This is a genomic window from Mesorhizobium sp. BR1-1-2 (assembly GCF_020165435.1).
Taxonomy (GTDB): Bacteria; Pseudomonadota; Alphaproteobacteria; order Rhizobiales; family Rhizobiaceae; genus Mesorhizobium.
The window spans coordinates 45,863-57,452 of the sequence record NZ_JAIUID010000010.1; the positions used below are offsets into that span (position 1 = coordinate 45,863).

The following is an 11,590-nucleotide window of genomic DNA, read 5'->3' on the forward strand; positions in this document are numbered from 1 at the left end:
ATGCTGGACACGATAGCGAAGGGCGCTGGCGCGCAGGACGAGTCGGTTGATCTGCAGGCCGAGTTCGAAGCGTCCAACATCGACGAGGTGATGGACAAGCTCGACCGCGAACTCGTTGGCCTGAAGCCGATCAAGAACCGCATCCGCGAGATTGCGGCTCTTCTCCTGGTCGACCGGCTTCGCCGCAAGTTCGGTCTGACCTCTGGCGCACCGACGCTGCATATGAACTTTACGGGAAATCCCGGCACGGGCAAGACCACCGTGGCGCTGAGGATGGCCGAAATCCTGCATCGCCTCGGCTATGTCCGCGAAGGCCACATGGTCGCGGTGACGCGCGACGATCTCGTCGGCCAGTATGTGGGCCACACCGCACCCAAGACGCGCGACGTGATTAAGCGTGCCATGGGCGGCGTGCTTTTCATCGACGAGGCCTATTACCTCTACAAGCCCGAGAACGAACGCGACTACGGCCAGGAATCGATCGAGATCCTGCTGCAATGCATGGAAAACAACCGCGACGACCTGGTCGTGATCCTTGCCGGCTACAAGAACAAGATGGATCGTTTCTTCGACAGCAATCCCGGCATGCGTTCGCGCATCGCCCACCACCTCGATTTTCCCGACTACGGTGTCAGCGAGCTGAAATCGATCGCCGAAATCATGCTGGCGGAGCAGAATTACCGCCTCAGCGAGGCGGCCGCCCAGGCCCTCGAAGAGTATCTTCCGATCCGCATGAGGCTGCCGCATTTCTCCAACGCGCGCTCGGTGCGCAATGGGCTGGACCGGGCGCGGCTTCGCCAGGCCAATCGGCTTTTCGCATCGCGAAGCCGTGCCCTGACCAAGGCAGACCTTATCACCATCGAGGAATCCGATATCCGCGGCAGCCGCGTATTCGCGGAAGGGAAGCTCGAAGGCGAACCGGAGACGAAGGCGCACTGACAGGACGAAGCCGGCTGGCGGGCGACCCGAGATGGAAGACAGAAATTGGAGACGACGACCATGGTCACCAGGACAATCATTGCGCCCTCCGTGCTTTCCGCGGATTTCTCGCGGCTCGGCGACGAGGTCGAAGCTGTCGTTCAGGCGGGCGCCGACTGGATCCATCTCGACGTGATGGACGGGCATTTCGTACCCAACATCACCTTCGGTCCGCCGGTCATCAAGGCGATCCGTGGCCGAACGGACAAGGTCTTCGACTGCCATCTGATGATCGCGCCGGCCGACCCCTATCTGGCCGCCTTCGCCGATGCCGGTTGCGACATCATCACGGTGCATGCCGAGACTGGACCGCATCTCGACCGCTCATTGCAGGCGATCAGGAATCTTGGCAAGAAGGCCGGGGTGTCGCTCAATCCGTCGACGCCGGAGAGTGTCATCGAGTATGTGCTCGACCGGCTCGATCTGGTGCTGCTGATGACGGTCAATCCAGGCTTCGGCGGCCAGGCCTTCATTTCCGCGGTCGTCGAGAAAGTCAGACGGATCAAGGCCTTGGTTGGCCATCGCCCGATTGACATCGAGATCGACGGCGGAGTCACGGCCGAAACCGCCCCGCTGGTCACCGCGGCTGGCGCCAACGTACTGGTCGCCGGTTCGGCTGTATTCAAGGGAGGCACCGAGGCAGCCTATCGTGCCAATATCGGCGCCATCAGACAGGCGGCCGATGGCGCGATCCGGAAAGCCGCGTAAACCGTTGTCGGGGAGACGAACATGGCTGCGGTCCCGCCTGTATGCGATTTCGGCTGGCCCGCCATCGATGCCGTTTTGCCCGGCGTCGACGGCACGTCGCATTCCATCTTCGGTCACGCCGGCCCGAATGGCCTGGTCGTGGCCTTCATCTGCAATCACTGCCCTTATGTGAAGGCCGTGATCTCTCGCATCGTGCGCGACGCCAATGATCTCAAGGCCGAAGGTATCGGCTTCGTCGCGATCAACTCCAACGATGCCGACGCCTACCCGGACGATTCCTTCGACCAAATGAAGCGCTTCGCCATGACGAACGGCTTCAGCTTCCCTTACCTGCACGACGAGGCACAGACTGTAGCGCGCGACTACTCAGCGGTGTGCACTCCCGATTTCTTCGGGTTCAACAGCGAATTGAGACTGCAATATCGCGGCCGGCTGGACGCCTCGCGACGCGAATCCGGACCGCTCGGGCTGCGACGCGATCTGTTCGAGGCGATGAAGCAGGTTGCCCGAACCGGCGATGGCCCGTTCGACCAGATCGCCTCGATCGGCTGCTCGATCAAGTGGAAGGATGCTGTATGAATGTCGGCGCAGGTCGGTCGCTTCGACTGCCGAAGGCGATCCTGTTCGACCTCGACGGCACGTTGGTCGATTCGGCGCCTGATATAACGGCCGCCGTCAACGAGTTGTTGGCCAGCCGCGATCTGCCGCCGTTGCGCCTGGACCAGGTCAAGGCCATGATCGGTGGTGGCGTCAGGAAATTGATCGAGCGGGCCTTCGCGGCATCGGGGACGCCGCTCCTCGGCAACGCGCTCGATGAAGCCAACCGCGTCATGGCGCCGATCTACAGCCGACATCTGACCGGCCTGACAAGGTTGATGCCTGGCGTCAGGGAGGTTCTCACACACTTCTACGCGAAGGGAGTGGCCATGGGCGTGGCAACCAACAAACCGCAGTTGGCGACTCGCGAGATCCTGCTGCATTTCGGGCTGACGGAATATTTCGGTGCGATCATTGGCGGAGACGCAGTGACATGCCTGAAACCCGCGCCCGATGCTCTGCTGCTGGCGCTCGCCCAGCTTGGAGTCGACCCTTGTGACGCGCTGCTGGTCGGAGACAGTGGCGCCGACGCAGGCGCCGCACGCGCCGCCGGCATGCCCGTCATTCTGCTGCGCGGCGGATACGCCCATTTTCCGGTTGAAGAGCTTGGCGCCGACCAGGTTTGCGACAGCCTTTTCGACCTGCCTGCGGCGATGCAGGGGCTGCAAGCCGGTGCTTGATCGGGGCGAACGCCGGCCGGACGCAAGTTCGAACGGCCGGCGCCGCCGCTATTTCGAGAATTGCTTCAAATAGGCGATGACGTTGGCGATGTCTTGGTCCTGCTTGAGGCCGACGAACGCCATCTTCGTTCCTTTGACCATGGCCTTGGGATCGCGAAGGTAAGTCGTCAGCGTGGGTTCGTCCCATTTGACGCCGGACTTGCCTGCGGCGACCATCGCTTGGGAGTAACTGAATCCCGGGTGTGTGCCAGCCGTCCGGCCGATGACGCCGTTCAACGACGGGCCGACCTTGTTCTTGTCCTGGTCGGCAACATGGCAGACCTTGCATTTGGCGAAGACCTTCTCACCCGCCGCGGCATCCTGTGCCTGGGATTGGCTTGTGATAAAGGACATAGCAAACACGACTGCGAAAAATGCGATTGCGCGCATGGCATTTCCTCATGGATCGTCTGGGTGCCCTGGACGATTTTGCACATGCCGATCTTTCATCCGTTGGCATGCACCTTACGCGGTGGAGTGGAGTATCCGCTTCCCCTTTGTGAAGCGGCGCCGCGTGAATCGGAAAGCTAGTTGGCGTGCGGTGAAAGTCAATCGTATAAAGGTACAGAGGCTTGGGTCCCCAGGGTACCGGTATTCGTCTTTGTTGACGGCCATCGGGCGAATGCGTAGCTTCAACACATTCCGGTTTCTCCACTGGCACCTCGGGAATCCGGCAACTGGCGATTCTGTCCAGGCTCCTCACTGGGCCGGACCAGTCGAGACAGGCGTCGCGGAGCGCAAGAGGTGCTAAATGGATATGGTCGATCTCATATTGACGGTGTGCCTCAGCACCAATCCGGGCAATTGCCGAGACGAACACCTCTATTTCGAGAGCCGCGGCTCTCTGCTCCAATGCATGTTCCTTGCGCCCAGCGAGATCGCGAAATGGTCTCAGGAACACCCGACCCTCAAGGTCATGCGCTGGAAATGCGCATTTCCGAGCAAGGAACGAGCGATCTGATTGACGTCCTGGAGCCCAGGGAGAAGGTGTCATGATGATTTCACGGCGCAACACGCTGCGTCTAGCGGTTCTCGGCACAGTCGCTGTTCTTGCCGCCAGGCCTGTCTTTGCAGCAGCCAGGATTCGCATCGGCGTCCTGAAATTTGGAACCGTGAGTTGGGAACTCGACACGCTGAGGCAACACAAATTCGATGTGGCGAACGGGATCGATCTGGAGATCATCGATTTCGCCGGGGAGGACGCGACCAACGTCGCGCTGTTGGCCGGTGCGATCGACATGATCGTCTCCGACTGGCTATGGGTCTCGCGCCAACGGTCGGAAGGCGGCGACCTCACATTGGCCCCCTATTCGACCGCTGTGGGGGCGATCATGGTGAAGGAGGGATCGCCGATCCGGACGGTCGCCGACCTCAAGCACAGGAAGATCGGTGTCGCGGGTGGTCCGCTCGACAAGAACTGGCTCCTGATACAGGCCCTGACCAGACGCGACTACGGGATCGACCTGTTGGCAAGCAGCGACATCATCTTTGGGGCGCCACCGCTGATTTCGGAAAAGGCCATGCAGGACGAACTCGATGCGGTGCTGAATTTCTGGCATTTCTGCGCCCGACTCGAGGCCAACGGCTTTCGTCGATTGATCGGCGTGAACGATGCGGCGCGGGCGCTCGGCGCCTTGGGACCTGTGTCGGCACTCGGTTACGTCTTCCATGACCAATGGGCGAACGAGAACCCCGATGCCGCCGGGGGCCTCGTCAGGGCCTCCGCGCAAGCCAAGGACTTGCTGGCGAGATCCGACGAGGAGTGGCTACGCCTGGCGCCGATCATTCGCGCGGAAGGCAAGGAACTGGAAAAACTGCGCGACCGCTACCGCCAGGGCATCCCCAGGCGGGCGGTCGCCGAGGAAGCGGCCGACGCCAGCAGGCTCTATCATGTGCTGGCGGCGATCGGTGGCGCGAAGCTGGTCGGCAGCGCGCCCGAGATGGCGCCCGGCACATTCTGGCAGGACCGCGCAAAATGACCGCACCGGAAACCAGCAACGGCACGCGAGGTGCCCCGACGAGCATGTCCGGGCGAGCCAGGGTGGCGACAACGCTGATGCCCGCTCTGACCGTGGCGGTGTCCTTGCTCGGGCTTTGCCTGCTGTGGAGCCTTGCGGCGAGTGTCTGGCGGAGCCGTGCCCTCCCGGGGCCGGGACAGGTCTGGCAGGTGCTCCTCAGGGAGGCTGCGAGCGGCGACCTCTTCTATCATCTCGGCGCGACCCTCGGCCGGGTCGCCGCGGCATATATCGTCGCGATGATCATCGGATCGGTCATCGGCGTTTTGCTCGGCAGCTATCGTCGCGCCGACCGCTTTTTCAATCCATGGGTAATTCTGTTCCTCAACATCCCGGCGCTGGTGGTCATCGTCCTCGGCTACATCTGGTTCGGCCTCAACGAGGCGGCGGCGATCGGCGCGGTGGCGGTGAACAAAATCCCGAATGTCGTGGTGACGATGCGTGAGGGCGCCAGGGCGCTTGATCCGAGCTATGCCGAAATGGCCACCGTCTATCGCTTCGGCCCTCTCGATCGCATCCGCCACATCCTGCTGCCGCAATTGCAACCCTATCTTGCCGCCGCGTCACGATCCGGCATCGCCCTCATCTGGAAGATCGTCCTGGTCGTCGAACTGCTCGGCCGCTCCAACGGCGTCGGCTTCCAGATCCATCTCTATTTCCAGCTCTTCGACGTCGCCGCCATTCTTGCCTACACGCTGGCTTTCGTGGCGGTGATGCTCGTCATCGAACTCCTTCTGGTGCAACCCGTTGAACGACATGCAACCCGTTGGCGCCGTCGTCCCGCTTAGGGTCGATATCGCTGAAAAGACTTTCAGGTCCGCGCAAGGCGTCTCGATCACGGCGCTTCAGGACCTTTCTTTCGAGGTCCGGCAAGGCGAATTCGCCTGCTTGCTGGGGCCGTCGGGCTGCGGCAAAACCACGACGCTGCGTATCCTGCTTGGGTTGGACAAGGATTTTTCCGGATCCTTCCAGTTGCCGCAAGGAGGCTCCAACCGCATCGCGGCCGTGTTCCAGGAGCCGATCTTGCTGCCGTGGCGAACGGTGGAGCAGAATGTCAGGCTGGCGTTGCCGAAAAGCTTGAGAACGAAGAACCTCGACGATCTGTTTGAAACTCTCGGCCTCGCCGGCATGCGCTCGCTCTATCCTGCGGAACTGTCACTCGGCCTTGCGCGCAGGGCAGCGCTTGCCAGGGCCTTCGCTACCGAGCCGGCGATGCTTGTCCTGGACGAACCCTTTGTCTCGCTCGACCACCGGACCGCCGAGCGGCTTCGTCACCTGCTTCTGTCGGTGTGGTCGGCACGGCCTACGACCGCCTTGATGATAACGCACGATCTACGCGAGGCGCTGATGCTGTCGGATCGCATCATCGTGCTCGCGCCGCGACCAGCACATGTGCTCGGCGTGTTCGATGTGCGGCTGCCTCGCCAACACCGCAATTCACAGGTGATGAGCGACCTTCTGCGGTCGTTCCGTCAAAGATTTCCGGGCGTCACCTGACCGCCCTGATGGCGAAATGCATATCGGAGGACCCGATGTCGATTGATCGGCTACGACGCAGGGTTATGAGTGGCTTTGCCTGCACCGCCGCCAGCGCCGCCTTGCTGCCATGCTGCCTCGGACGAGCCGCCCTGGCCGCGGCCGGCAGCCTGCGGTTCTCGGTTGGCCAAATCGCCGACGGCGTCTTCGCCTTTCAGGGCGTGGATGAATTGATGACCGCAACCAACGACGGTGCAATCTGCAATCTGGGCGTCGTCGTCGGCACCGATGCGGTTGCCGTCATCGACAGTGGCGGCAGCCTGATCGAGGCGCACGCCTTCCTCGCCGCGATCAGAAAGATAACCGCAAAACCGGTTCGCTTCCTGATCAACACCCACATGCATCCCGACCACATTTTCGGCAATGCGGCATTCCGGGAGATCGGCGCGACCATCGTTGGCCATCGCAATCTGCCGCGTGCCCTCGAGGCGCGGGGCGCGTTCTATCTGCACAATTATCGCGAACAGGTCGGCGAAGCGCTCATGAAGGGAGTCGAGATCGTTTCGCCGGCGATGCTGGTCGACGATCGCCTGGAACTCGACCTCGGTGGGCGCATGCTCGAACTGCGGGCATGGAAGGCTGCGCACACCGACAACGACCTGACCGTCTTCGACCCCGAGACCGGCACGCTCTTTGCCGGCGATCTCGTGTTCATGGGTTCCTTGCCGACGCTCGACGGATCGCTGCTTGGCTGGCTCCGCCAGATGGATGCGCTCGCGGCGATCGGCGCCGCGCGCGTCGTTGCGGGTCATGGCCCGGTACCGGCCGACTGGCCGCAGGCGCTGGCAGGAGAACGGCGCTATTTCGAGATACTGGCGCGCGATATCCGCAAAGCGATCGCCGACGGGACGCCGCTCCGAGAGGCCGTCAAAACCGCCGCCGGAAGCGAACGGGGCAAATGGCACCTGTTCGACGACTACAATGAGCGCAACGCAACGGCTGCTTTTGCTGAACTCGAATGGGAATAAACCACACCGACATGCCCCAGAGATCATGGAATTGGGGCGATTTGCCAACGCGTCATCAAAGGCATATTCTAGAAGCCAGCCTGGGCACCACCTCTGTTGCATTGGTGGAGGCATCGAAATGCAAAATCACGCTTACGCGAGCAGGCAGTTCGCCTTGTCGCTTGCATCGTTCCTGTCCACAATCATCTTGACCATCGGTACGCTGTTCGGCGTCTCCTCAGCCGCGAACGCACAGCAAACAACGGCTTCTTCGGAGAAGATCTGGGAAGACTTGAAAGGCGACGTGTTCGGCGACCGGGCTATTCTGATCGATACCGGAGTCGTCAGGATCGAAGCGCCAAAGCGGGCGCAAGATGCCGCCATCGTACCTGTCGACATCTATGTCGACCCAGCCAGGGCACCGGACGGCATCAAATCCGTGACCTTGATCATCGACGCCAATCCTGCGCCGGTGGCGGCAACGTTCCAGATCGGCAAGGACGCCGGCGTGACACATCTGTCGACACGCGTGCGCGTCAACGACTATTCCTATTTGCGTGCCATAGCGGAGACTCAAGGCGGCCAACTCCACATGGCTCAGACCTTCGTCAAGGCGTCAGGCGGCTGCTCCGCCCCTGCGGTCAAGAACCAGGACGAGGCCATGGCGACGATGGGGCAGATGAAGTTACGCCAGTTCCCACCCCAGGAGACGATGAGCAAGGCAGAGGAGTTGCAGTTGATGATCCGCCACCCGAACAATTCGGGCCTGCAGCGGGATCCACTGACACAGTATTTCATTCCCGCGCATTTTGTTCAGAAGCTGTCGATCTCGCAAGCCGGCCGGCCGATCCTCTCGATGGAAGGTGGAATATCGATTTCGGAAGACCCCAATTTCCGATTCGATTTCACGGCGCACGGCAATGGTGAAATCCAGGTCGAAGCGATCGATACGGATGGCAAGGTATTCCGCAATCAGTGGCCGCTGGAGAAAACGGGGCTCTGAAGTCTCGAAATATGATATGCCGCACTGCCACCGCGATGGCCACGCTTGATCTTTAGAAGCAACGCACGTCGGCTTCCGACTGCGCACGCTTCAGCTCGGTACGGGCTGCCTTCGCCGGTGCGCTTTCGCGAAACAGCCCTGCGTTTTCCCCCGTTGTCAAAGACATGCTCTTGAAGGTCTCAGCCGTCTCATAGTGGTCGTAGGGAAGGATCGAGGCGATGACGTCGATCGAGCAGGAACAGCTTTCCAGAGCCTGACGCGTCTGGCCGTTCGTTCGCATGCAGCCGAGCACGTAGTCGACAACCGTTACTGTGGGATAGTCTCCCGCAGCGCCCGCCGGGTTTGCGACGGCCAATGTCGCGGTGAAGAGCAGCGGCAAGGTCGAAAATCCAACATATCTGATCATGAGGAACCTCCGGTTGGTCCGGGTTCGACGCGCCCGGACGGGATCGGCGTGCCAGTTGGCTACGCGCCGTAAAGCCAGTCAAGCACCCATGGGTTCCGTATACGACCAAAGGAGGAAAGGGCTGTCCACGAGCGATAGCTGTGCATGACGACTTGATGACCGGCTCCGCGCCCAGGCTCCCACGACCGCTTCGTATCTCGCTCAATACCGGGGAACGACGAGACTTTTCACATGCCATCCACGATGGGCATCGATAAACATTAGCAAATAACCTCAGTGTATATTAGAATCAAAAGATCGACAGAAAGACTATTTTAATACCGTTCTCGGTCTCCCCGGGGGCGCAAAACACTTCATATTAGGCTTGTAGCTCTGTTCATTTCTGTATATTGCAGTGCATCATTTAGAGTATTGCGGTGCAACAATGCACTAGGCCTTTTTTTCTTGCCTAGCCTTTTGGGATGACATAGCCTTTCCCTGTTTCCGGCTTCAAGGGCGTCACCGTCATTAGGGAGCGGCGACAGTCTTTCGTAGGCCAAAGTGAGGTGGGCAGTAACGGTGCCCTCTGCACATCTGGCTTAGGTCGTGACACGCTGCCGGAAATATTTCCCCCCCGTGAATCGCTTGGGCGAGCCCTTGTGGGCCTAACAGTCGATTCATCACTGTGAACCCCGGGAGGAATTCGGATGCGTGTACTTACGAAAGCTACGTATATTCTAACCACTGCGGCGTTTCTGTCGCTCGGCGCGGCCTATACGGCGTCGGCTAACGAGGATCTTGCAAAGCTCGCTTCGGATGCGAAGAACTGGGCGATGCAGACGGGTGACTACGCCAACACCCGCTATTCCAAACTCAACCAGATTACTGCGGATAATGTGAAAAACCTGCAGGTCAAATGGACCTTTTCCACCGGCGTGCTGCGCGGGCATGAGGGTGGACCGCTGATCATCGGCGATGTGATGTATGTCCATACGCCCTTCCCGAACAATGTCTTTGCGCTCGACCTCAAGAATGACGGGAAGATCCTCTGGAAATACGAGCCCAAGCAGGATCCGAATGTCATTCCGATCATGTGTTGCGACACGGTCAACCGCGGTGTTGCCTATGGTGACGGCAAGATCATTCTCAATCAGGCCGACACCACGGTCGTCGCCCTCGATGCAAAGACCGGCAAGGTCGTCTGGTCGGTCAAGAATGGCGACATGACCGACGGCGGCAAGGGCGAATCCGGCACGGCTGCCCCCGTCGTGGTCAAGGATAAGGTACTCATCGGCGTGTCCGGCGCCGAATTCGGCGTTCGCGGCTGGCTGGCCGCCTACAATCTGAAAGACGGCAAACTTGCCTGGAAAGCCTATTCGGAAGGTCCAGACGCCGACACCCTGATCGATCCCGAGAAAACCACGCAGCTGGGCAAGCCGGTAGGCAAGGATTCCGGCACCAACACCTGGGAAGGCGAGCAATGGAAGACGGGCGGTGGCACGACATGGGGATGGTATTCCTATGATCCCAAGCTGAACCTGGTCTACTACGGCACCGGCAATCCCTCGACGTGGAACCCGGTCCAACGGCCTGGCGACAACCGCTGGTCAATGACGATCATGGCCCGCGATGCCGATACCGGTGTTGCCAAATGGCTCTACCAGATGACCCCGCATGACGAATGGGACTATGACGGCATCAACGAGATGATCCTCGTCGATGGCATGGAGGTCAATGGCGCCAAACACGACGTGCTGGTGCATTTCGATCGTAATGGTTTCGCCTACACCATGGATCGCGCCACCGGCGAGCTTCTCGTCGCCAAAAAATACGATCCAGCGGTGAACTGGGCGACGGAAGTCGTCATGGACCCAAAGAGCGAACAGTATGGTCGCCCGCAGGTCGTGGCGAAATATTCGACCCAGCAGAATGGCGAAGACACCAACTCGACGGGTATTTGCCCGGCGGCGCTTGGAACGAAGGATCAGCAGCCGGCTGCCTATTCGCCGAAGACGGGTCTGTTCTATGTTCCGACCAACCATGTCTGCATGGACTATGAGCCTTACAAGGTAAGCTACACCGCCGGTCAGCCTTATGTTGGCGCCACCGTGTCGATGTACCCGGCACCTGGCGGCGACGGCAGCATGGGCAACTTCATTGCCTGGGATGCGGCCAAGGGCGAGATCGTCTGGTCGAAGCCTGAGAAGTTCTCCGTGTGGTCAGGCGCGTTGGCGACAGATGGCGACGTCGTCTTCTACGGTACGCTCGAAGGCTACATCAAGGCGGTCGATAAGGACGGCAAGGAACTTTACAAGTTCAAGACCCCGTCCGGCATCATCGGCAACATCACCACGTACGAACATGACGGCAAGCAGTACATCGCCGTTCTGTCCGGCGTCGGCGGGTGGGCAGGCATCGGTCTGGCAGGCGGTCTGCTTTCGCCTGACAACGCCGCTGCCTGGCATGGCGCCGTCGATCAGGGCCGTGCGCAAGGCGATCAGTCCGCGGTCGTTGGTACCGCTGGCCTGGGTGCCGTCGGCGGCTATGCGGCACTTGCCGACTATACGACGCTGGGCGGTCAGCTCACCGTCTTCGGTCTCCCGGACTGACGGGCGGGGAACCTTAAGCACGCCTCAGGTCTTGTTGGACCGGAGGCATGAAAACGAGAGCCCGGATCATCCGAAACCATGGCCGGGCTCTCG

General features: G+C 60.6%; 13 protein-coding genes. 11 read left to right on the forward strand and 2 right to left on the reverse strand.

From position 1 onward, the window contains the following. The 4 genes from cbbX to gph are packed head-to-tail and all read left to right on the forward strand — an operon-like array spanning position 1 to position 2,963. Positions 1-939, forward strand: a complete 939-nt coding sequence (gene cbbX, locus LB551_RS21345) for a CbbX protein (protein WP_224628534.1) — start codon at positions 1-3, stop codon at positions 937-939. Between the two features lie 60 nt (positions 940-999). Next, the gene (gene rpe / locus LB551_RS21350; RefSeq protein ID WP_140560476.1) at positions 1,000-1,686 is read left to right on the forward strand and encodes a ribulose-phosphate 3-epimerase; all 687 of its coding nucleotides are present in this window, start codon (positions 1,000-1,002) and stop codon (positions 1,684-1,686) included. Between the two features lie 21 nt (positions 1,687-1,707). Then, entirely contained in the window at positions 1,708-2,265 is a 558-nt protein-coding gene (locus LB551_RS21355; protein WP_224660362.1) for a thioredoxin family protein, read from the forward strand. Beyond that, positions 2,262-2,963 carry a phosphoglycolate phosphatase gene (gene gph, locus LB551_RS21360; RefSeq protein WP_224660363.1) on the forward strand — a complete coding sequence of 234 codons (702 nt, stop codon included), beginning with the start codon at positions 2,262-2,264 and terminating at the stop codon, positions 2,961-2,963. Before LB551_RS21355 ends, gph begins: the two co-directional genes overlap by 4 nt. A gap of 48 nt (positions 2,964-3,011) precedes the next feature. On the opposite strand, the gene LB551_RS21365 is transcribed toward gph, so the two are convergent. Continuing rightward, positions 3,012-3,392, reverse strand: a complete 381-nt coding sequence (locus tag LB551_RS21365) for a c-type cytochrome (protein ID WP_224660364.1) — start codon at positions 3,390-3,392, stop codon at positions 3,012-3,014. A gap of 361 nt (positions 3,393-3,753) precedes the next feature. Here LB551_RS21365 and LB551_RS21370 point away from each other — a divergent pair, with 361 nt between their 5' ends. The 6 genes from LB551_RS21370 (at position 3,754) to LB551_RS21395 (ending at position 8,503) form a co-directional block, all read left to right on the forward strand. Beyond that, a complete protein-coding gene (locus LB551_RS21370; RefSeq protein WP_140552462.1) occupies positions 3,754-3,963 on the forward strand; it encodes a hypothetical protein in 210 nt (69 codons plus the stop codon). Between the two features lie 31 nt (positions 3,964-3,994). Further along, a complete protein-coding gene (locus LB551_RS21375) occupies positions 3,995-4,981 on the forward strand; it encodes an ABC transporter substrate-binding protein (RefSeq protein WP_224660365.1) in 987 nt (328 codons plus the stop codon). A 77-nt stretch (positions 4,982-5,058) separates the two neighbouring features. Further along, positions 5,059-5,805 carry an ABC transporter permease gene (locus tag LB551_RS21380; protein WP_224519073.1) on the forward strand — a complete coding sequence of 249 codons (747 nt, stop codon included), beginning with the start codon at positions 5,059-5,061 and terminating at the stop codon, positions 5,803-5,805. Continuing rightward, a complete protein-coding gene (locus LB551_RS21385) occupies positions 5,774-6,514 on the forward strand; it encodes an ABC transporter ATP-binding protein (protein ID WP_140552511.1) in 741 nt (246 codons plus the stop codon). The genes LB551_RS21380 and LB551_RS21385 overlap by 32 nt, the downstream gene beginning before the upstream one ends. 65 nt (positions 6,515-6,579) lie before the next feature. Further along, positions 6,580-7,521, forward strand: a complete 942-nt coding sequence (locus LB551_RS21390; protein WP_224660366.1) for a quinoprotein relay system zinc metallohydrolase 2 — start codon at positions 6,580-6,582, stop codon at positions 7,519-7,521. Beyond that, a complete protein-coding gene (locus tag LB551_RS21395) occupies positions 7,475-8,503 on the forward strand; it encodes a quinoprotein dehydrogenase-associated SoxYZ-like carrier (RefSeq protein ID WP_224628513.1) in 1,029 nt (342 codons plus the stop codon). Before LB551_RS21390 ends, LB551_RS21395 begins: the two co-directional genes overlap by 47 nt. 52 nt (positions 8,504-8,555) lie before the next feature. On the opposite strand, the gene LB551_RS21400 is transcribed toward LB551_RS21395, so the two are convergent. Further along, a complete protein-coding gene (locus LB551_RS21400) occupies positions 8,556-8,909 on the reverse strand; it encodes a hypothetical protein (protein ID WP_224628511.1) in 354 nt (117 codons plus the stop codon). Between the two features lie 812 nt (positions 8,910-9,721). Here LB551_RS21400 and LB551_RS21405 point away from each other — a divergent pair. Next, positions 9,722-11,497 carry a methanol/ethanol family PQQ-dependent dehydrogenase gene (locus tag LB551_RS21405; protein ID WP_319023031.1) on the forward strand — a complete coding sequence of 592 codons (1,776 nt, stop codon included), beginning with the start codon at positions 9,722-9,724 and terminating at the stop codon, positions 11,495-11,497. Positions 11,498-11,590 lie beyond the last annotated feature (93 nt).

What these genes read in the sequence shown, in the direction of transcription:
- cbbX (WP_224628534.1), top strand. Translation starts at nt 1, where the DNA reads ATGCTGGACACGATAGCGAAGGGCGCTGGCGCGCAGGACGAGTCGGTT.
- rpe (WP_140560476.1), top strand. Translation starts at nt 1,000, where the DNA reads ATGGTCACCAGGACAATCATTGCGCCCTCCGTGCTTTCCGCGGATTTC.
- LB551_RS21355 (WP_224660362.1), top strand. Translation starts at nt 1,708, where the DNA reads ATGGCTGCGGTCCCGCCTGTATGCGATTTCGGCTGGCCCGCCATCGAT.
- gph (WP_224660363.1), top strand. Translation starts at nt 2,262, where the DNA reads ATGAATGTCGGCGCAGGTCGGTCGCTTCGACTGCCGAAGGCGATCCTG.
- LB551_RS21365 (WP_224660364.1), bottom strand. Translation starts at nt 3,392, where the DNA reads ATGCGCGCAATCGCATTTTTCGCAGTCGTGTTTGCTATGTCCTTTATC.
- LB551_RS21370 (WP_140552462.1), top strand. Translation starts at nt 3,754, where the DNA reads ATGGATATGGTCGATCTCATATTGACGGTGTGCCTCAGCACCAATCCG.
- LB551_RS21375 (WP_224660365.1), top strand. Translation starts at nt 3,995, where the DNA reads ATGATGATTTCACGGCGCAACACGCTGCGTCTAGCGGTTCTCGGCACA.
- LB551_RS21380 (WP_224519073.1), top strand. Translation starts at nt 5,059, where the DNA reads ATGCCCGCTCTGACCGTGGCGGTGTCCTTGCTCGGGCTTTGCCTGCTG.
- LB551_RS21385 (WP_140552511.1), top strand. Translation starts at nt 5,774, where the DNA reads ATGCAACCCGTTGGCGCCGTCGTCCCGCTTAGGGTCGATATCGCTGAA.
- LB551_RS21390 (WP_224660366.1), top strand. Translation starts at nt 6,580, where the DNA reads ATGAGTGGCTTTGCCTGCACCGCCGCCAGCGCCGCCTTGCTGCCATGC.
- LB551_RS21395 (WP_224628513.1), top strand. Translation starts at nt 7,475, where the DNA reads ATGAGCGCAACGCAACGGCTGCTTTTGCTGAACTCGAATGGGAATAAA.
- LB551_RS21400 (WP_224628511.1), bottom strand. Translation starts at nt 8,909, where the DNA reads ATGATCAGATATGTTGGATTTTCGACCTTGCCGCTGCTCTTCACCGCG.
- LB551_RS21405 (WP_319023031.1), top strand. Translation starts at nt 9,722, where the DNA reads ATGCAGACGGGTGACTACGCCAACACCCGCTATTCCAAACTCAACCAG.